17 protein-coding genes and 3 riboswitches are annotated in these 20,583 nt (G+C 36.7%); of the genes, 10 read left to right on the plus strand and 7 right to left on the minus strand.

Features of this window, described 5'->3' with window-relative positions:
* Positions 1-551 precede the first annotated feature (551 nt).
* Both C406_RS0104850 and C406_RS0104855 read left to right on the plus strand, forming a co-directional pair.
* Positions 552-1,745: an iron-containing alcohol dehydrogenase gene (locus C406_RS0104850; protein ID WP_017379470.1), complete on the plus strand. Its 1,194-nt coding sequence runs from the start codon at positions 552-554 to the stop codon at positions 1,743-1,745.
* A 58-nt stretch (positions 1,746-1,803) separates the two neighbouring features.
* On the plus strand, positions 1,804-3,255 hold the full coding sequence (locus C406_RS0104855; protein ID WP_017379471.1) for a CoA-acylating methylmalonate-semialdehyde dehydrogenase: 1,452 nt from the start codon (positions 1,804-1,806) through the stop codon (positions 3,253-3,255).
* Positions 3,256-3,397: 142 nt separating this feature from the next.
* Here the strand turns inward: C406_RS0104855 and C406_RS0104860 are convergent, their stop codons facing one another.
* From C406_RS0104860 to C406_RS0104885, 6 genes are all read right to left on the minus strand, one after another.
* A complete protein-coding gene (locus C406_RS0104860; protein WP_017379472.1) occupies positions 3,398-4,552 on the minus strand; it encodes an acetylornithine transaminase in 1,155 nt (384 codons plus the stop codon).
* A gap of 23 nt (positions 4,553-4,575) precedes the next feature.
* A complete protein-coding gene (gene argB / locus C406_RS0104865; RefSeq protein ID WP_017379473.1) occupies positions 4,576-5,343 on the minus strand; it encodes an acetylglutamate kinase in 768 nt (255 codons plus the stop codon).
* Positions 5,344-5,355: 12 nt separating this feature from the next.
* Complete coding sequence (gene argJ / locus C406_RS0104870; protein ID WP_017379474.1) at positions 5,356-6,591, minus strand: bifunctional ornithine acetyltransferase/N-acetylglutamate synthase; 1,236 nt, start codon at positions 6,589-6,591, stop codon at positions 5,356-5,358.
* 30 nt (positions 6,592-6,621) lie between these two features.
* Positions 6,622-7,665 carry an N-acetyl-gamma-glutamyl-phosphate reductase gene (argC, locus tag C406_RS0104875; RefSeq protein ID WP_017379475.1) on the minus strand — a complete coding sequence of 348 codons (1,044 nt, stop codon included), beginning with the start codon at positions 7,663-7,665 and terminating at the stop codon, positions 6,622-6,624.
* Between the two features lie 278 nt (positions 7,666-7,943).
* Positions 7,944-8,696, minus strand: a complete 753-nt coding sequence (locus C406_RS0104880; protein ID WP_017379476.1) for a YqjF family protein — start codon at positions 8,694-8,696, stop codon at positions 7,944-7,946.
* A 149-nt stretch (positions 8,697-8,845) separates the two neighbouring features.
* Positions 8,846-9,613, minus strand: a complete 768-nt coding sequence (locus C406_RS0104885) for an alpha/beta fold hydrolase (protein WP_017379477.1) — start codon at positions 9,611-9,613, stop codon at positions 8,846-8,848.
* Positions 9,614-9,851: 238 nt separating this feature from the next.
* Positions 9,852-9,961: riboswitch (SAM riboswitch) on the plus strand.
* 99 nt (positions 9,962-10,060) lie between these two features.
* Here C406_RS0104885 and C406_RS0104890 point away from each other — a divergent pair.
* The 8 genes from C406_RS0104890 (at position 10,061) to C406_RS0104920 (ending at position 19,553) form a co-directional block, all read left to right on the plus strand.
* On the plus strand, positions 10,061-11,440 hold the full coding sequence (locus tag C406_RS0104890; RefSeq protein ID WP_017379478.1) for an LLM class flavin-dependent oxidoreductase: 1,380 nt from the start codon (positions 10,061-10,063) through the stop codon (positions 11,438-11,440).
* A gap of 157 nt (positions 11,441-11,597) precedes the next feature.
* Positions 11,598-11,708: riboswitch (SAM riboswitch) on the plus strand.
* Positions 11,709-11,858: 150 nt separating this feature from the next.
* Positions 11,859-11,970, plus strand: a riboswitch (SAM riboswitch).
* A gap of 145 nt (positions 11,971-12,115) precedes the next feature.
* Positions 12,116-13,915, plus strand: a complete 1,800-nt coding sequence (locus tag C406_RS0104895; protein ID WP_017379479.1) for a PLP-dependent aspartate aminotransferase family protein — start codon at positions 12,116-12,118, stop codon at positions 13,913-13,915.
* A gap of 33 nt (positions 13,916-13,948) precedes the next feature.
* Positions 13,949-14,935, plus strand: a complete 987-nt coding sequence (locus tag C406_RS0104900; RefSeq protein WP_017379480.1) for an aliphatic sulfonate ABC transporter substrate-binding protein — start codon at positions 13,949-13,951, stop codon at positions 14,933-14,935.
* Positions 14,936-15,050: 115 nt separating this feature from the next.
* Positions 15,051-15,305: a hypothetical protein gene (locus C406_RS21325; protein WP_337471381.1), complete on the plus strand. Its 255-nt coding sequence runs from the start codon at positions 15,051-15,053 to the stop codon at positions 15,303-15,305.
* Complete coding sequence (locus C406_RS19295) at positions 15,302-15,877, plus strand: ABC transporter permease (RefSeq protein ID WP_337471382.1); 576 nt, start codon at positions 15,302-15,304, stop codon at positions 15,875-15,877. Before C406_RS21325 ends, C406_RS19295 begins: the two co-directional genes overlap by 4 nt.
* 13 nt (positions 15,878-15,890) lie before the next feature.
* Positions 15,891-16,664: an ABC transporter ATP-binding protein gene (locus C406_RS0104910; RefSeq protein ID WP_017379481.1), complete on the plus strand. Its 774-nt coding sequence runs from the start codon at positions 15,891-15,893 to the stop codon at positions 16,662-16,664.
* The gene (locus tag C406_RS0104915; RefSeq protein ID WP_017379482.1) at positions 16,636-18,273 is read left to right on the plus strand and encodes an AMP-binding protein; all 1,638 of its coding nucleotides are present in this window, start codon (positions 16,636-16,638) and stop codon (positions 18,271-18,273) included. The genes C406_RS0104910 and C406_RS0104915 overlap by 29 nt, the downstream gene beginning before the upstream one ends.
* A 35-nt stretch (positions 18,274-18,308) precedes the next feature.
* A complete protein-coding gene (locus C406_RS0104920) occupies positions 18,309-19,553 on the plus strand; it encodes a homoserine dehydrogenase (protein WP_017379483.1) in 1,245 nt (414 codons plus the stop codon).
* 148 nt (positions 19,554-19,701) lie between these two features.
* On the opposite strand, the gene C406_RS0104925 is transcribed toward C406_RS0104920, so the two are convergent.
* Positions 19,702-20,511: a LysM peptidoglycan-binding domain-containing protein gene (locus C406_RS0104925; RefSeq protein WP_017379484.1), complete on the minus strand. Its 810-nt coding sequence runs from the start codon at positions 20,509-20,511 to the stop codon at positions 19,702-19,704.
* Positions 20,512-20,583 lie beyond the last annotated feature (72 nt).

The raw sequence follows: 20,583 nt of genomic DNA on the forward strand, positions 1-20,583 counted from the left end.
GACAGGTGAGACCCCGCAAGAGCACGGTTTTCGCGACGAGGAGGCTCACCGCACGCCCCACGGAACGCGTCCGCTTGGAACGGAAATCAGCGTGCATCAGGCTTTTTTTAGTTTCATAGATATTTATAAAAAATGACATTAGTGAAATTCCATCCCTTTCTCCTGTTTTATCGAGAAGGGGATTTTATTTCACCAACGTCATATATTGTACAACCTATATTTATAAAACTATATGGTTATCATTCTTGATTTTTAAACAGGTGAATGATTGTAGTGAAAGGCTTCGAAACTTGAAAGAGCGTTGTAACGGAAATCGACAGCGTCATTTTTATATGAAAAGGGCTGCCCTTAAAAGTCATTTTCTATGACTTTTGGGACAGCCCCTTCTTTTTTTAAGATATATCACTTATTCAATATCAGCTATGTCGTTTATATTCTGAAAATATTATAGTATTCTGTCTTTGTTGTAAAATATATAACTATTTATGGTAAAATAGGGTATCTACGTATTTATATCTCTACGGTAAATCAAGAAGAATGGAGTGATTATATTGGATAAGTATGAGGTTTTTAGATCGCCACAAGTGACGATATATGGGCGGGAAGCATTTAACCAAGTAGGAAAAGAAACGTCTCTTAGAGGTAAAAAGGCTCTAATTGTAAGTGATAAAATAATGGTAAGCCTTGGTTATGTAGAAACATGTATCGACTATCTGAGAAAGGAAAATGTTCAGATTGAAACATACACGGGAGTAAATTCTGAACCGACCGATCAATATGTTGAAGAAGCCCTATCTTTATTTAAAGAGAAGAATTGCGATGTCATCATTTCACTTGGTGGGGGCAGCTGTATCGATACAGCAAAAGCAATTGCTGTATTAGCTACGAATGGCGGATATATAGGTGATTATATGGGGGAAGCGAAATATGCTGGAAATTCTCCAGTACCTCATATCGCAATACCAACAACAGCTGGGACAGGTTCAGAAGTAACGGATGCCACTATTATAACAAATGTAAGTAATGATGAAAAAATGATGATTAAGCAACCAGCCTTTATGCCCGCAGTGGCTATTGTCGACCCGTTATTGTCGATGTCATCACCGAAAAAGGTGACGGCAGCTACTGGAATAGATGCACTAAGCCATGCTGTAGAAGCATACTTATCAAAAAAAGCACAACCTATGACAGATATTTTAGCATTATCAGCAATTAAATTAATTGTGTCGAACATAAAGACAGTATACAAAAATCCTGACGATTTAGATGCGAGAGAAGCTATGTCAATTGGTTCAATGTACGCAGGAATGGCATTTTCAAATGCATCCGTATGTCTTGTTCACGGGATGTCACGACCTATAGGTGCCATGTTCCATGTTCCTCACGGTGAATCCAACGCCATGTTATTTCCAGCAGTTCTTGAGTTTAGTAAAGATAAATGTAAAGAAAGGCTCGCAACTATTGGTAAATTATTTACTACACATGCAGATAAAATGGAAATTCATGAAGCTTCCAACTTTGCAGTAGAACAAATAAAAAATTTATGTATGCATCTTAATATTCCTAATTTGAGGGACTGGGGTATTAAACAAGACGATTTTGAAAAAGTTATTGAAAAAATGGCTATGGATGCAATAAAAAGTGGAAGTCCAAATAATAACCCACGTATACCTGACCAACAGGAGATTGAAGAATTATATCGTATATGTTACGACTATCAATTTTCAGGAAGCACGGTTTCGTAATTGGATATTTAAACACATAAAGTGATTACTAATTGATTTTTTCTAAGGAGGAAATATAATGACGCAAAATATATTGAAAAACTTTATTAACGGTAAATGGGTGGAAGCGAAAACAGAAAAATATAATCAAGTTCCAAATCCAGCAACGGGTGAAATTTTAGCAGAAGTGCCTATTTCAACTGTAGATGATGTAAATGATGCAGTTATAGCGGCAAAAGATGCATTCAAAACATGGAGTAAAACTCCGGTACCGAAAAGAGCACGTATCTTGTTCAAATACCAACAGTTACTAGTAGAAAATTGGGACGATCTTGCCAAACTTATCACAATTGAAAATGGGAAAAGCTTTACTGAAGCGCAGGGTGAAGTACTACGAGGCATAGAGTGTGTTGAGTTTTCTGCTGGTGCACCGACACTTATGATGGGAAAACAATTACCCGATATTGCTACAAATATTGAATCTGGTATGTATCGTTATCCAATTGGAGTTGTTGGTGGAATTACACCGTTTAATTTTCCAATGATGGTTCCTTGTTGGATGTTCCCGCTTGCGATTGCTTGCGGCAACTCGTTTATCCTTAAACCTTCAGAAAGAACACCAATTCTTGCAAACCGTTTGGCAGAATTGTTACAAGAAGCTGGGCTCCCAGATGGTGTATTCAATATTGTTCACGGTGCACATGATGTTGTAAATAGTATGCTTGAGCATAAAGATATTCCTGCTATTTCATTTGTTGGATCTCAGCCAGTGGCAGAATATGTATACAAAAAGGGTGCTAGTCACGGTAAACGTGTTCAAGCTTTAGCTGGTGCAAAAAATCATTCAATTGTTATGCCAGATGCTGATTTGGATTCATCAGTAAAAGAAATTATTGGTGCAGCATACGGTTCAGCGGGTGAACGATGCATGTCTTGTTCCGTTGTTGTAGCAGTTGGAGAAGTTGCAGAAGCACTTATTGAAAAATTAATGCAATCTGCTGATGCAATAAAAATTGGTAACGGAATGGATGAGGGTGTATTTCTTGGTCCAGTTATCCGTTCGGAACATAAAGTGAAAACAGCTAAATACATTGAAGTAGGACAAGAAGAAGGAGCTGTTCTTTTAAGGGATGGACGTGAAGATGCATGTATGACTGAAGAGGGATACTTTATTGGACCTACAATTTTTGACAATGTTACAACTGATATGAGAATTTGGAAAGAAGAAATTTTTGCCCCTGTTCTTTCAATTGTACGTGTTAAAACACTTGAAGAAGCGATTGAAGTTACAAATGAATCTGACTTTGGGAACGGCGCATGCCTATTTACGCAAAGCGGGCATAGCGTTCGATACTTCCGAGAAAACATTGAAGTTGGCATGCTAGGTGTGAATATAGGAGTTCCTGCTCCAATGGCGTTTTTCCCATTCTCAGGATGGAAAAACTCATTCTACGGCGACTTACATGCGAATGGATCAGACGGGGTAGAGTTCTACACAAGAAGAAAAATGTTAACGGCTCGCTGGTCATAATAGTGCAATAGCATTTAAATAAAAAGAATTAAGGACAATCTAATAACTGTAAATAAAAAATGAAAAAACGGACCTGAAAAGGTTCGTTTTTTCATTTTTCTTGCCCGATATAGAAATCAATGTGTAGTACAAAAATACGTCTTTACGAAGTAATTTTCATTTCACTAAAAGCCTGTTCAATGATTTGTATAGCTTGATTTATTTCTTCTTTTGAAACTGTTAACGGTGGAAGTAAACGAATAACGTGAGGACCAGCACCTAATGCTAGTAATCCTTGATTACGCATTGCTTCAAGTAAGACCGCTTGATGTTCACCACATTCAATGCCAATCATAAAGCCTTTGCCTCTAATTTCAGTCACAAATGAATAGCTCTTAACTAGTTCATTTAATTGTTGCTTAAATTGTTCACTTTTTTCTACAACTTCTGTTAAGAATGACTCATTAAAAATAATGTTTAACGTTGCTTTTGCTGATGCAAGAGCAATCGGATTTCCACCAAAAGTTGAACCGTGAGTGCCTGGCCCAAATGATTCTATTAAATCTGATTTTCCAATCATTGCTCCTACTGGCAATCCGCTTCCTAATCCTTTTGCAACTGTAATAATATCAGGAGATAAATTAAAATGCTGATAGGCAAACGGTTTACCCGTTCGTCCAATGCCAGTTTGTATTTCATCAATAATAAATAATGCTTTATAAGTTTCACATAAATGTTGAATCGTTGTTAAAAATGATTCTGTTCCAGGAACAACGCCGCCTTCACCTTGAATTACTTCAACCATAATGCCCGCAACTGTGTCATCCATCTCACTTTTTAATGCTTCTTCATCATTATAAGGAAGATAGACAAATTCGTTTACTAACGGTCCAAAACCATCATGAATTTTTGCTTGTCCTGTTGCTGTCATTGTTGCAAATGTTCGACCGTGAAAAGAATTTGTAAAGGTAATAATTTTGTGTTTTTTAGTGTGTTTACGTACTAATTTGATAGCTGCTTCATTAGCTTCAGCACCGCTATTACAGAAAAATACGGCATCTCCATTTGAATAATCCGTCAATTTTTTAGCTACTTCTTCTTGAATGGATAGATGAAACAAATTTGATACATGCCAAACCTTGTTTAACTGTTCTTCTATTGCTTTTTGAACTTCCGGGTGACGGTGCCCCAAGTTACAAACGGCAATACCTGAAATGAAATCTAGATAGGTGTTACCCTTTTCATCAATAACTTGTGTGCCTTTTGCTTCATTTACGTGTATATCAAATCGTTGATATGTTGGAAATAATGAACTCATCGTTATCTTCTCCACCTTTACGATCATGTCTTAATTGCTGTACCAAGTAAATTTCCATCTTGATCTAAAAAACCATCAATCCCACTAATAATATTCACTTCTTCTAACGTGTCTGACAGCGCATTGACAGCTGCAGTTACTTTTGGAATCATTCCACCGTAAATAGTTTGATCAACGATTAGCTGTTGAATTTCCCTTGTAGTAAGCTGAGGAATTAGTTTCCCATCTTGTAAGACTCCTCTTACATCTGTTACGAACATTAACTTATCTGCGTGAAGGGCTTGTGCAATTGCTCCTGCTGCTAAATCAGCATTCACATTAAAACCATTGCCATTTTTATCGGCCCCAATTGATGAAATAACAGGAATGTACTCACTCGTCATCAACAGCTCAAGTAGCTGAACATTTACGTTTACAACTTCACCAACATATCCTAATGTGTTCAGATCAATTGCAACTGTTTCTAATAACATCCCGTCACAGCCCGATAAACCCACTGCATTTAAGTCATATTGTTGAAGAGTCGTTACCAGTTGTTTATTTACTTTTCCAGCTAGAACCATCGTTACTACTTCTAGTGCTTCTTTAGACGTTTTTCGTAGCCCATTGATGAATTCAGTTTCAATATGTAGCTTTGTTAATGTTTCTTGAATATCAGGTCCACCACCATGTACGATAATGACTTTATATCCACTTTCTTTTAACTGTTGTACATTATTAAAAAATTCACTTGTCAGATCATTAATAATACTTCCGCCACATTTAAGAACTACAGTTTTGTCTTTGTACATGTATATCTCTCCTCATGAACGGTAGCTTGCATTAATTTTTACATAGTCATATGTTAAATCGCATCCCCAAGCTTTTCCGCTTTCGTTGCCTTGCTGCAAATCAACATTTACAATTACTACATCTTGTTGTAAATAAGCTTTAGCTTGTTCTTCATTAAAAGATTGGGGTTGGCTATTTTGAAGCATTAAAATATCACCAATTGATACATTTACTGTTTCAGGATTAATCGTGACACCGCTATAACCAACTGAACAAATGATACGTCCCCAGTTCGCATCTGCTCCGTACATAGCCGTTTTCACTAAGTTAGAGCCTACTATTTGTTTCGCAATAATATTTGCGGCTTCATGCGTAGTAGCTCCTGTTACATTTACTTCTATTAACTTTGTTGCTCCTTCTCCGTCACGTGCAACTTGTTTAGCTAAGTCTTCACACGTTAAACGAAGTGCTTCATAAAATGATGCCCAATCTGAATGATCAGGGGTTAAAGTATTATTTTCGGCCATGCCGTTTGCTAACACAATAACCATGTCATTTGTGGATGTATCTCCATCAACTGTAATTTGATTAAAGCTTACATTAGTAATCGAGCAAAGTGCCTCTTGTAAAACATCAGATGGAATATTGGCATCTGTTGTGACAAAGCCAAGCATAGTTGCCATGTTTGGATGAATCATGCCTGAACCTTTTGCTGTTCCACCGATTGTAACAATCTTTCCATCAATTGTTGTTTCATAACAAGCCGTTTTCATTACAATATCTGTGGTTAAAATAGCGGTTTGAAATGCTTCAGCATGTTGTAAACTTCCTACAGGATTTAATAGATTAATCCCATTTATAATTTTCTCCATATCAAGTAATTCTCCTATTACACCAGTAGAAGCTACTGCTACGTAATGGGGTGCTACATTTAATTTTTCTGCACATGCATTACGCATGGTATAGGCATCTTTTAAACCTTGTTCTCCCGTACAAGCGTTAGCACAAGCACTGTTTACAACAACTGCTTGTAGTTTATTTTCAACCGCAACACTTTCTTTAGTTACATATAATGGTGCTGCTTGAAATGAATTCAATGTATAAACAGCGGCACAATTTGCTGGAACTTCACTTACAATGACACCAAAATCTTTTTTCTCAAATCTTAATCCTGCATGAACACCATCAGTTGAAAATCCTATCGGTGTAACAATGGTCCCGTTTTTTACTTTCTTAATATCAGCTAAATTAAGTTCTCTTGTGGTCAAATTGTTACCTCCTGTTTTGATAGTGATCGTTTATGGGTAAATAGGTAGTACATGAAGCCCAGTTTGTTGGTCATAGCCCATCATTATATTTCCGTTTTGAATCGCTTGACCTGCTGCCCCTTTTACGAGATTGTCAATTACTGCAACAATCGTTACTCTATTCGTACGCTCATCGACGGTAACGTTAATATCGCAATAGTTTGATCCGCTTACTTCCTTAGTTGATGGAAACTCACCAAGTTTACGAACGCGAACGAAGGGTGCATCTTCATAGCAATTTACATACAATTGATGAATTTCCTCAGCAGAAAACTCTTTATTTAACTGTACATACATCGTGCTCATAATTCCTCGACTCATGGGAATTAAATGCGGACTAAAGCTAATATGCCCGATTTGATCATCCCATCGTGCTAAAATTGATTCGATTTCTGGAATGTGGGGATGTTGATTTATTTTATATATTTTCAGGTTTTCATTGATTTCAGCGTAATGAACTATTGGAGAAAGTCCACGTCCAGCACCTGAAATCCCGGATTTTGCATCAACGATAATAGAATTAGGTTGAATGAGTTTTTTCTGCGCAAGAGGAGCTAAACCTAATAAAGTAGCTGTTGGATAACAGCCAGGATTAGCAATAAATGTACTTTCTTTTACTTCATCTGCAAACCATTCGGATAATCCATAAACCGATTTTTTTAAATCTTCTATACTAGCAGAAGGCTTTTTATACCATTTTTCATAAAGTTCTTCTGTTTTCAATCGGAAATCTCCTGATAAATCCACTACTTTTATTCCTTCTTTTAGAAGTTGAGGAACAAGCTGACTAGATACACCGGATGGCGTGGCTGTGAAAATTATATCCAATTCTTTAGCCATTTCCTTTGGTTCGATTTTTTTTAATGTATATAAAATATTTGCGAGGTGAGGATAGACTTCTGAAATTTCCATTCCATCTTGTGAGGATGAATAGACCGCATGAATTTGAAAGTGAGGATGATTCGATAATAGACGAATCAATTCAATGCCACCGTACCCTGTTGCTCCAATAATGCCAACCTTAATTTCCTTCATTAAAAAACTCCTTTTTACAAGTAACTGTTTGAATTGATTTATCCATTATAGTATTGTATAAAGATAAAATCAAATGGATATTTATAAATTCCTGTTTTTTTCAGTAAATTCTTACTATTTTAAGTATGCATTATATAATAATTCTATAAGTAAATGTATATGAAATAGTTGAATTTTTATTGTTAATGAAGAAAAAATCGCCATCTCAAGTTTGTACAAGAGATAGCGATCTATTTAGTAAGACTTAAATTATGCTAGGAAATGAAAATGGAAAAGACCTAAGTTTCATAAATCCCTACTTTTTTTGGAGGCCAAACGATAACATCAAGTTTTTCACAATATTGAAGAAGTGGAGAGGGCTCTTCAATATGAATGCCCATACTTTGTGCAACTGTATTCATCTTAAAAGTCGCTTCAGCATGTTGTAAAGGCCATGGTTTATGATGAATATTCCCTTCATAAACACCATTTTTCTTAATGACGTACAGTAGGTATTGTTCCGTTAACCAATGTTCTAGCGTTCCTGTATTAGCCATGTAGACGTCTCCAACTGGACGGTATGTTCCAGAAAAAATTCCGGTTTTTGCACGTGAGTCAGTTCGCTCACTATAAAAATTTACCGTTTTATTTTGTCGGGTAATCTTCATTTTGGCATGCATATAGGGCAAATCATACGTATTATTTGCTAATATTACAGCAAGCTTACTATTGGCATCCAAGCTAAAGAAATAGACGCCAGGCTTCCCTCTAAAGGTTACATATGTTCTTACATTTAGCTCAGCAAACTCTGGTGTAAAGGGAAGTTCTCGTATTCCATGAATACGGATTCCACTCATTAGAAATGGAACAATACTAATCCAAGCGTTATCTTCAAAAGTGTCTATTTCGAAGCAATTCGGAATTAAAGAACGTAGAAGTGATTTTGATACCGGGTAATGGGCAAATAAAAGGTGATTCCATGTTTGTGCCATGACCCATGGTTCTTTTGGGACTGGAAACGATCGATGATTAACTTCATTCAGAAGAGTCATCATACTTTCCTCCTCTTAGTAATAATTATTTCACTTCATAAAAAAGTTTAACGAAAATAGAAATAGTGAAATATATATTTAATAGTTGTGTTATACATCCTTACTTTAACTTTAATGTGTAATTTTTAATAGTTTTAGTATATTTATTTCTATAAGTTGCTTAACAAATATCCAGTAACAATTTGATTGACCTCACTAGACGCTTTTGTTGGTAAGTGATGTGAAACACCTTTTAATGTAAATAATTGAAAATGTTTAAGGTTTTTTTTGTAAAATTTGATAATAGATTTTAGCATATATTCTTGACTCCCATATAGAAGTAATATTGGTATTTCGGTCTTTTTTATTTCAACCTTGCAGTTAAAATGAAGACATTCTACATAAAGTTGTGACCACACTCTTGAATCTGATTTATACATATGCTCTTTAAGAATATTTCTATATTCATTATTTTTTGTATGTGCAATGGAAATTACATTCGAGACCAACTTTTTGTGTAGTCGAACAGATAATATCCCCAATCGATGTTCAATTTTAAATGGAAAATTGGTAATAATCGGATAACCTCCAGACATAATAAGTGACTTAATTCTTGAAGGATAGTGTATACATAGATATTGGGCGATTGTTCCTCCTGAAGAGTATGAAAATAGAACGACTGACGATAAATGGAGGTGATCCATTAGCAGAATAATATCCTTGGCAAATCGTGCTATGGTGATTTCTGATTCACCTTTATATTTACTGTCACCTTGTCCTATCAAATCAGGAAGAATTAATCGGAAATATTTGGTGAGTGGCTTTTGTTCATAAAAAAATTTTCTTCCCAAACCAACAGGAGGTATAAATAAAATAGGAATTCCGCTTCCAAGATCATCATATACAAGTTTTTCATTACCAATCAAAAATTCCGACATTTATTAAAATCTCCCTACTTTTTGTTTATATTATTGTTTGTTTAATGGTAATTATTATGAATGGTAAATTGTACAAGATAAGATATTTAATAAATTATCGTCTCTTGTTATCTGGACTAATATGAGTTGAAATAGCGAATTATTATACTTAGTCTATTAAAACTAGTAAGTTGATTACTTATTGACAAGCAAGCTTTTACATGATAAATTACTGGAAATTGAATAATGTAAAAATTTCTTCTTATAAAGAGAGGTGGAGGGACTGACCCTGCGAAGCCTCGGCAACCAGTTTTATGACAAAACCCGGTGCTAAATTCAGAGGAATGTAGAGTATTCCGAAGATGAGAAGAGAGTTGCTAGGACGGTTATATATTTAGCCCCTTTCCCCTTCTCTCTTTATTAGAGTGAAGGGTTTTTTTGTGAATAATTTCTTAAGGAGGAATCATATTGGGAAAACGAATTTACTTGAATGCGTTTGATATGAATTGTGTAGGTCATCAATCACCAGGACTTTGGAGTCATCCAGAGGATCAATCCCACAGATATTGTGATTTGGATTACTGGGTCAAGTTAGCTAAATTATTAGAAAAAGGAAAGTTTGATGGGATTTTCTTGGCAGATGTACTGGGCTATTATGATGTTTACAACGGTAGCAAAGATGTTGCTGTAGAACAGGCTATTCAAGCCCCAGCTAATGATCCCATGTTATTGATTCCTGCCATGGCTTACGCAACGAAACACCTAAGTTTTGGACTAACTTATTCACTCACATACGAGCAACCATATATGTTGGCAAGAAGGTTTTCGACGTTAGATCATCTTACTAAAGGGAGAATAGCTTGGAACATTGTGTCCTCTTATTTAGAGAGCGCAGCAAAAAACTTTGGTTTAGAAGGTCAAATTCCACATGATAAGCGTTATGACATAGCTGAGGAATTTTTAGAGGTTAGCTATAAATTATGGGAAGGTAGTTGGGAAGAGGGTGCGGTATTACGTGATAAGAAAAATAAAATATACACAGATCCTAAAAAAGTACATACAATTAATCACGAAGGGGAATTTTTCAAAGTTCCTGGCGCCCATTTATGTGAGCCTTCTCCACAGCGGACACCTGTACTTTACCAAGCAGGTGCTTCTAAACGTGGAGCAGATTTTGCGGCTAAGCATGCTGAATGTGTTTTTACAGCAGGACCCACAACAGATGCAGTGAAAAAAGGTGTCAAAGAATTACGTGAAAAAACAAAAAAATTCGGTAGGAAACCAGATGATATTCTCGTGTTTACAGTGTTTACTGCTATCGTCGGTAAGACTGAAGAGGAAGCAAATAAGAAATATGAAGAATTAAAAAGTTATGTAAGCTATGAAGGTGCCTTGGCACTACTTGGCGGATGGACTGGAATTGATTTTTCAAAGTATGAACCAGATCAGACATTAGAATATATCGATAGTAATGCAATTCAATCTGCAGTCGAAGTATTCACGAAAGCTGACCCTGATCGCAAATGGACCATTCGAGAACTTGCTACTTTTGTAGGAATTGGAGGAAGAGGACCAGTTGCAGTTGGATCGCCTGAACAGATTGCTGATGAATTAGAGTATTGGATAAAAGAAACAGATGTTGATGGATTCAATTTAGCTTATACGCTCGCACCTGGAAGTTTTGAAGATTTTGTAGAACTTGTCATTCCGATTTTACAACAGCGAGGACTTGTTCAAACTGAATATGAAGAAGGAACATATAGGGAGAAGTTATATGGTAAGGGTCAGAGATATTTAAAAGAAAGTCACCCTGGTTCTGCTTATAAAAATCTTCACCAACATAATTAAAATATATGAAGTGACTGCTTTTATAGAAAATAATAATTATAATTTAAAATATAAATTATTGAAAATTTTCAAAAAAATAGTTGACATTAAATTCTGAATACAATAGAATCATCAACAAGCTAGTAAATTAAAAGTGTTTAAAAAATAAAATTGAATACTCTTATCCAGAGTGGTGGAGGGACTTGGCCCTGTGAAACCCAGCAACCATCAAGGAAATCCTTGAAAAGGTGCTAATTCCGGCAGGTTGTGTATACCTGCAAGATAAGAGGAGGACTAAAGACCTTCTCTATATTGAGGGTCTTTTTCTTTTTTATGATTTATTAGAAATTTTTTATGAATTGATTACTATTTGAAAAAGTGCTGACATAGTATAAGTTTATCAATTAAAGCATTAAAGCATTGCTAATTTAATAATTACTTCTTATCAAGAGTGGTGGAGGGACTTGGCCCTGTGAAACCCAGCAACCATCAAGGTAACCCCTTGAAAAGGTGCTAATTCCTGCGGATAGTTTATGTCTGCAAGATAAGAGGAGGAATAGAGACCCTCTTCTTATGAAGAAGGGTCTTTTGTGTTCCTTACAGAAAGTTTTAAGAAAACTTACACCTTTTCAAGAATTAAACCAAGTATCCCAATAAGATTACTGAAAATTATTTACATCCTAGGAGGAAAAACAAATGACAAATCAAAACGAAGGCTACGATTTAGAAACAATATTATTACATGGTGGTCAATCACCTGATCCAACCACAGGTTCTCGGGCAGTACCTATTTATCAAACTAGTTCTTATGTATTCCACAATACAGACCACGCACAAAGCTTATTCGCTTTAGATGAGCCCGGAAATATCTATTCTAGAATTGGTAATCCAACAGTCGATGTATTAGAAAAACGAATTGCACTTTTAGAAGACGGTGTAGCAGCAGTTGCGACTTCATCAGGAATGGCGGCTATTGCTTTGGCGGTAATGAATGTTGCGAGTGCAGGTGATGAAATTGTGGCTGCTTCCAGTCTTTATGGAGGAACATATAATTTATTTTCTACCACCCTTCCACGATATGGAATTACTGTTCACTTTGTAGATGCGACCGATCCGGAAAACTTCCGGAAGGCGATTACTCCGAAGACGAAAGCACTTTACGGAGAGATTATTGGAAATCCAAGCCTTCAAGTTTTAGATATTGAAAAAGTTGCAGATATTGCGCACGAGGCTGGAATTCCACTGATTATTGATAATACATTTGCGTCGCCATATTTGTGTAAGCCGATTACTTATGGAGCTGATATTGTTGTTCACTCAGCTACCAAATGGATTGGTGGTCACGGAACAACAATTGGTGGCCTTGTAGTAGATGGTGGACGGTTTAATTGGAACAGTGAAAAATTCCCAACATTCACAGAGCCGGATCGAAGCTATAACGGAATAAGATACGCTTTTGATTTTGGAACTCTTGCTTTTAGCACCAAGCTACGTGTACAGATGTTGCGAGATTTCGGTTCATGTTTGAGTGCACAAAGTGCATTCAATCTACTTCAAGGATTAGAAACATTGCATGTGCGTATTGAAAAACATAATAAAAATGCTCAGGAGTTAGCGGAGTATTTAGCTACACATCCGGGAGTAGAATGGATTTCATATCCTGGACTCGAAGACCATCCAGCACATGAATTAGCTCAAAAGTACTTGACGAATGGCTTTGGTTCAATCGTTAATTTTGGAATTAAAGGTGGTAGAGATGCAGGTAAGAAGTTAATTGACAATGTTGCCCTATGGTCGCATGTAGCAAATGTTGGTGACGCAAAATCATTAATTATTCATCCAGCTTCTACTACGCATCAGCAACTGAGCACAGAAGAACTTCAGTTGACAGGTGTTACCGAAGATTTAATACGACTTTCCATTGGAATAGAGTCGGTTCGCGATTTGAAGAATGATCTTGATCGGGCTTTGTTTGAAGCAACTGGGCTTGCACCAAATGGCCAAGAACAAATTGAAGTGGTTATTAATGATGAAAGTGTTATTCGATGGGCTTTGCAATCGCCAATAGTTCGTGAAATCGTAAATGGAAAAGAACAGCAGCGACAAAAGACATTAGCTGTTGTTGGTCTAAGCGGAAACCCTTCAAGACCTAGTAATCGTTTAGCAAGAAAAATGCAACGTCTTGGCTACAAAATCATTCCTGTTAATCCTGTTGAAAAGGAAGTTTTAGGAGAAAAGGCTTATCCCGATTTGACGTCAGTTCCAGGAACGATTGATATCGTTCAAGTATTCCGCAGCCCAGAGGCAGCAATTTCAGTTGCAAAAGAAGCCGCAGTTGTAAAACCAAGGATTTTTTGGTTGCAGGAAGGTGTTATTTCTCCAGAGGCGGCAACAATTGCAAAAGAGGCAGGACTAGATGTTATCCATAATCGATGTACATATAAAGAAGCACAACGATTAAGAGGGACGATTGTTACTTATGCTTGTGAAATTTAAGTCATTAATAAACAAAAAAAGGGGGAAGAATAAGTGAAAAAAATAGTACTAGGCTTTATAACAATTTTGTTGTTAGTAGTTATAACGGGGTGTTCAGACAATGCAAGTGGAGAGAAAAATGACAAACCGAAAAAAATCACGCTTGACTATGCTTATTATTCACCCACAAGTCTTATATTAAGAGAGTTTGGATGGGTAGAGGAGGAATTCAAAAAAGACGGAATTGAAGTTGAATTTGTTCTTAGTCAAGGCGGTAATAAGGCGCTCGAATTCCTAAATAGTAGCAGTGCTGATTTCGGTTCGACAGCAATAACTGCTGCATTGTTAGCAAAAGAAAAGGGATCGCCTATTGAAAGTGTTTATGTATTCTCTGAGCCTGAGTGGACTGCACTTGTGACGAATAAAGATTCCGAAATCAAGTCAGTGAAGGATTTAAAAGGAAAAAAAGTGGCGGCTACATTAGGATCAGAGCCTTATTTTTTACTTTTACGTGCTCTTAATGAAGAGGGATTAAGCTCAGATGATGTGGAAATTATTAATCTTCAACATGCGGATGGAGCAGTAGCTTTATCGACCAATCAAGTAGATGCATGGGCAGGACTTGATCCCCATATGGCAAAAGTTGAATTAACGACTGGTGCCGAATTGTTTTACCGTAACCCAGATTTTAATACGTATGGTGTTTTAAATGTACGTTCTGAATTTGCTGAAGAATATCCGGACGAAGTAGAGAGAGTAATAAAGGTATATGAAAAAGCGAGAAAATGGGCGATAGAGAATCCACAGAAAACAGCTGAAATTTTGGCTAAAGAAGCGAGCATCGATATTGATGTCGCATTAAAGCAATTGGAAAGAACAGATTACTCGAATTCACTACCGGGAAACGAACAGGTAGAAGCCTTACAATCTGTAGGTGAAGTACTTCAAAAAAATAATATTATTGATAAAAATGCTGATTTAGAGAAATTGATTGATGAATTAATTAATTCGGATTATGCCAACGAAGTAGTGAAAAATTAATCCAGGCAGTTCTCGTAAATATTTTTAATATATCTCTAGAACAACTTATACAACTTTAGAAAACAATAAGTGTAAGAAAAGAGCCTGAATCAAAATAAGAAAGGGGGTATGACGAATGAGCAGTAAAAGTGAACCTCTATCACAACGAGTCCAATGGAAAGTAAAAAACAGCATTCGTTTTCCAAAGAAACTGAAAGTGGCTTTATATGGAAGTGTCGTGCCTATTTTCTTATTGGCAGCATGGCAAATTCTAAGTGTGGTTGGTGTTTTAGAGAGGCACTTGATGCCACCGCCAACCCAAGTTTTAGAAAAAATAGTCAGCATGGTAGTTGATGGAACCTTATGGGGTCATATTGGAGTAACCATATGATTGGTTTTGCAATCGGTGTTGGATTTGCTGTTGTCATAGGGTCAATTGTTGGTTATCTAAAAAAAGCTGAACAATTAATGGACCCACTTATTCATGCATTTAGAGCGATTCCACCGCTAGCATTAGTTCCATTATTCATCTTGTGGATGGGGATTGGAGAATCTTCTAAAATTACCCTCATTGCGGTAGGTGTATTCTTTCCCGTGTATTTGAGTATTGTTTCTGGTATTCAAGGAGTAGATCGCAAGCTCATTGAGGTAGGGAAAATATATAATTTTACTCCACTCCAATTGGTCAGAAAAGTGATACTACCAGCATCTCTACCTTCTTTTTTTACAGGGATCAGAAGCGGACTCGGTCTTGGCTGGATGTTTGTAGTTGCTGCAGAACTTATGGGGGCAAGCAAAGGAATGGGTTATTTGCTTGTTGTTGGACAAAACACCTTCTCCCCTGACTTAGTTCTCGCGAGCATTTTCCTATTTGCGGTCTTGGGAAAACTAACAGACTCTGTTTTAAAAATTATTGAATCAAAAGCTCTTCATTGGCAGGACAGCTTCGGTAAGTTGAATTAAAGGAGTGAGACTTTTGCTTTCATTAAAAAATGTATCGCGAACTTTCAGTGAAGGTTCGGCAGGATTTAAAAATATAAGCTTTACTTCTGAAAAAGGAGAAATCATCGGACTGCTTGGTACTAGTGGTTGCGGAAAAAGTACATTACTAAGAGTACTTTCAGGTCTTGACCCTGAGTATACAGGCGCTGTGAAGATAGATGATGAATTGATTAAAGCCGTTCATGAAAAAGTAGGGATTATTTTTCAAGAACCACGTTTAATGCCATGGCTTAATGTCGTCGATAATGTCGCTTTTGGACTAAAAGTAAAGAAAGATAAACAAAAGCAAAAAAAGGCACAAGACTTTGTTGACCTTGTTGGCCTCCAGGGCTTTGGTAACCACTTTCCAAAAGATCTCTCTGGCGGAATGGCGCAACGGGTGTCGATTGCCCGAGCACTTATCACGAACCCGGAAGTTCTTCTTCTAGATGAACCATTTAGTGCATTGGATGCTTTTACCAAAATGCAATTACAGGATTTATTATTAAAAATTTGGCATCAATATCAGTCGTCAATTGTTTTGGTAACACACGACATTGATGAAGCTCTTTACTTATGTGATCGGATCTTTATTTTACGAGGACAGCCCGGTGAGATATATAAAGAACTTCATGTACCAATGACAAAACCACGGTCACGTGGAAATGAAGAATTAGCAAAAATGAAGGCAAACATCCTTGATTTATTGGATTTGACTCAAGGAGAAAAGGGGGAAAGTCATGACAACATTAAAGCTACAGCCAAATAAGGCTGAAAATCAATCCTATAATCTCTCCAACTATCAAGAAAGTATTGAGGGGTTTTCTTGGCAGGAAGTTGAAAAACAGTTTAGCTGGTATCATTCAGGAAAAGTCAATATGGCTCATGAATGTATTGATCGCCATGTAGAAGATGGTTATGGGGATAAAATTGGCCTTCACTTTTTAAATGATGAAGAAGAAATTAAATATACATTTTCACAACTAAAAGATAAAACGGATCATCTAGCAACCGTATTAAAAAATAATGGTGTACAAAAAGGCGATATCGTCTTTATCTTTTTACCTAAAAATCCAGATTGCTATATTGCGATGATTGCAGCTGTCAAAATAGGCGCGGTTGTCGGTCCATTGTTCGAGGCGTTTATGGAAGAAGCCATAAGAGACAGAATTAGTGACTGTAACGGTCGATACTTAATCACGGATAGCGATTTGGTTAAGCGTGTACCAAAAGGCGATTTGCCAACACTTGAGAAAATCTTCATTACTGCCGAAACAGAGCACTGTGAGGATGGGGAAATCTCATTGAAGGAAGAATTACGTCGTACTAAAAGTGATGAAAATGTTACGGAATGGCTTGATTTAGAAGATCGTCTTAATATTCATTATACAAGTGGATCTACTGGAAAGCCGAAAGGAATCATTCATGCTCATCGGGCAATGATTCAGCAGTATCAAACTGGAAAATGGGTGCTAGATATACAAGAAGATGACGTATATTGGTGTACAGCTCATCCTGGTTGGGTTACCGGTACGGTTTATGCTATCTTTGCTCCTTGGTTAAATCGTGCAACGATTGTATTATATGGCGGAAGATTTGACGCAGATTCCTGGTATTCAACCATTGAAAAGACAAAGGTAACTGTTTGGTATAGTGCACCAACTGCTTTTAGAATGTTGAAGGCAGAAGGAGATACGATTTTACAACAGTATGACTTAAGTTCGCTTCGACATCTATTAAGTGTGGGGGAACCTCTAAATCCCGAAGTAATTCATTGGGGTATAGAAAAATTGGGGAAACGAATTCATGACACTCGTCCGTTTCCAGGAATAGAAGTAGCTATTCTTGATGACGAAGGAACGAAGCAGCCACATGGACAAATTGGTCATCTCTCAATCAAAGCCCCTTGGCCAGCAATTATGAGAGAAGTGTGGAAAAACAAAGACAAATATGATTCTTATTTCCAGTTTGGAGATTGGTATCTTTCTGGGGATTTGGCATATCAGGATGAAGAAGGTTATATCTTCTTCCAGGGCCGTAGTGATGACATGATTAACTCTTCTGGTGAGCGAATTGGACCTTTCGAGGTAGAAAGCAAGCTTATTGAACATGAAGCCGTTGCTGAAGCGGGAGTAATAGGAAAGCCTGACCCACTTCGTGGTGAAATTGTTAAGGCATTTATTGTGCTAAAAAAGGGCTATGAAAATTCTCCATTATTAATAGAAGAAATCAGAAAATTCGTCAGATATAAATTAGCAGCCCACGCTGCTCCTCGGGAAATTGAAGTATTAGAAGAACTTCCAAAAACAAAGATAAGCGGCAAACTATTAAGAAGAGAACTTAAAGCTCTAGAACAAAGACGCTTACAACCTAACTGAAAAAAGATTTATTTTATAAAAAAGGAAGTGTAATTTTGTCTGTTATTAAAGTAGCATTGCTTGGGTTTGGAACGGTAGGCGAAGGAGTCTATCGAACCATTCAATCACATCAAATAGAATTAAAAGCTGTATTGGGAAAAAACGTAGAAGTAGTGGCAGTGTTAATTAAAGATAAAGAAAAAAAGAGAGATATTAACAGAGGTGTTCTAATTACAACAGATTTTGAGGATATTATTGAATTACCACATTTGGATGTTGTAATAGAAGCAATTACAGAAAAAGAGCCGAGCTTTACTTATTTAAAGAGAGCACTAATAAAAGGCTGTCATATTGTTACAGCTAACAAGGAAATGTTTTCAAGTCATGGTAGAGAATTAATTGTGCTGGCTGCAAAGCAAAAAGTATCGGTTGGTTTTGAGGCAACCGTTGCGGGTGGTGTGCCTATTATACAGACATTGCAGCAATTGTTGAAGGTTAATAATGTCTATGAGATCCAAGGGATTTTGAATGGAACATCGAATTTTATTTTGACTGAAATGCGCGAACAGAAACAGTCTTTCCTTGAAGCATTAAAGCTAGCTCAGCTAAATGGATATGCGGAAGCTAACCCAAGCAATGATATTGATGGGTTTGATGCGTATTTTAAGCTTATGGTGTTAAGTGAAATTGCATTTGGTGAACAGCCTGAACAAAAATCTGTCAAAATAAATGGAATTACTGACATAACAAGTGAACAAATTGAGATGGCTGAAAAGCTTGGATTACATTTTAAGCATATTGCTTCAATTGAAAGAAAAGAGGATCGTCTTTTCGCTTCGGTCATTCCTACACTTGTGTCAAAGTCACATCCATTCTACCATGTGGAAGGTGTTGAGAATGCAGTCCATGTAAAAACCGATCTTGTCGGTGGGATTACTTTACAGGGTCCTGGTGCTGGAATGTTTCCAACTGCAAGTGCAATGATTGAAGACCTTGTTCAAGTTTTTCAAAGACAATCAACACTAGGAAACAGTCTGAAAAAGAAGTCAATCATTAAAAAGGAAGCGAAGGATCAAGATATATCTTATTGGATAGTAAGTAACCTCAGGAACCATTTCTCTTTAAGTGTTATTGCCTATTATGATCAGCTTTCTGAGGGAGTTTATTCTATTAAAGCCACCAAGTCCCAATTATTTAAGCTTTGCGAGCAAAATGATGCGTTGATTTCTTATCCAATATTGGGCTCTTATAAGCTGAAAAGTGAGCATGAAAAAGAAGTGTTACAGCTTCAAATCGATTAATTTTGCACGTTATCCTCAACTCTACAATGACAGGAATTGAAGTAAGCTTAGTAGAGGATAACTGTAACAAAAATACTCTATCAATAAATTATCTGACGACTCATATCACTTAATTAGTTTCATGAAGTTCTATAAAAGTATAGGTATTTCAAGTGAAACCAATCTTGACTCTTACTAAATCCTGAACACTTCCATCATTGGCACTTCTAGTATAGACTCTTAAGTCACCTGTGGAGGTTGTAGGTTCACGATCAAATTCTACATTCGTAGAGAAATAACCGTATTCAGGTCCTGCTGCACTAGCTGTAATGAAATTTTCTGGTGAAATCACGTTGCCAGCATCGTCAACGATTGAGTACAACACATTTGCTTCAAAAACCCTTGCTACACCTTCGATTAAGCTACCTGATTGAATATTATCTCCCGGTAATGGACGATTGCCTAAAATATTTCGTGAAGAAGCCAGCGGCAAAATTAAACGATAACCTGGATAAAGGACATCTGGAGAAAAACTGGCTCTTCGATCATTGGCTTTTATTATATCTTCAATTCGAATGCCAGTTTGACTAGCAATTCTGTATAATGAATCTCCAGATTGGATTTCATAAATAAAAGCAGGAACGAGTATCGGTTGGTTCAGATAAATTAGATTAGGATTGGCAATTTGACTATTAATTCCTAATAAAAGATCGAACTCGCCAGAAAACTGTTGACTTATAGATAACAGTGTATCACCTGGAGAAACAATATAATAAACTTCATAACGATAGCCGTATCTACCTCCCGGTACAATGAGAAGCTGACCTGGGAAAATAAGACCCGGATCTGTAAATGGGGGGTATAGTGAATTGGCTTGCTCAATCGCAGGGACTGTACTACCTAAACGGGAAGCAATACTGTATAAGGTATCTCTTGGCTGAACAGTATATAAATAATTTGTGGTTTGTATAGCAGTCATTTTTTAACACTCCTTTTTATACAAGGTATTCGCAGTGTGTCAAATTAATGTCAATAATATTGTTATAAACTT

The organism is Paenisporosarcina sp. TG-14, assembly GCF_000297555.1.
In the GTDB taxonomy this organism is placed as follows: Bacteria; Bacillota; Bacilli; order Bacillales_A; family Planococcaceae; genus Paenisporosarcina; species Paenisporosarcina antarctica.

Excerpts from the sequence above, each read along its gene's own strand:
- C406_RS0104855 (WP_017379471.1), top strand. The coding sequence starts at position 1,804 with ATGACGCAAAATATATTGAAAAACTTTATTAACGGTAAATGGGTGGAA.
- C406_RS0104860 (WP_017379472.1), bottom strand. The coding sequence starts at position 4,552 with ATGAGTTCATTATTTCCAACATATCAACGATTTGATATACACGTAAAT.
- argB (WP_017379473.1), bottom strand. The coding sequence starts at position 5,343 with ATGTACAAAGACAAAACTGTAGTTCTTAAATGTGGCGGAAGTATTATT.
- argC (WP_017379475.1), bottom strand. The coding sequence starts at position 7,665 with ATGAAGGAAATTAAGGTTGGCATTATTGGAGCAACAGGGTACGGTGGC.
- C406_RS0104880 (WP_017379476.1), bottom strand. The coding sequence starts at position 8,696 with ATGACTCTTCTGAATGAAGTTAATCATCGATCGTTTCCAGTCCCAAAA.
- C406_RS0104885 (WP_017379477.1), bottom strand. The coding sequence starts at position 9,613 with ATGTCGGAATTTTTGATTGGTAATGAAAAACTTGTATATGATGATCTT.
- C406_RS0104895 (WP_017379479.1), top strand. The coding sequence starts at position 12,116 with ATGACAAATCAAAACGAAGGCTACGATTTAGAAACAATATTATTACAT.
- C406_RS21325 (WP_337471381.1), top strand. The coding sequence starts at position 15,051 with ATGAGCAGTAAAAGTGAACCTCTATCACAACGAGTCCAATGGAAAGTA.
- C406_RS19295 (WP_337471382.1), top strand. The coding sequence starts at position 15,302 with ATGATTGGTTTTGCAATCGGTGTTGGATTTGCTGTTGTCATAGGGTCA.
- C406_RS0104915 (WP_017379482.1), top strand. The coding sequence starts at position 16,636 with ATGACAACATTAAAGCTACAGCCAAATAAGGCTGAAAATCAATCCTAT.
- C406_RS0104925 (WP_017379484.1), bottom strand. The coding sequence starts at position 20,511 with ATGACTGCTATACAAACCACAAATTATTTATATACTGTTCAGCCAAGA.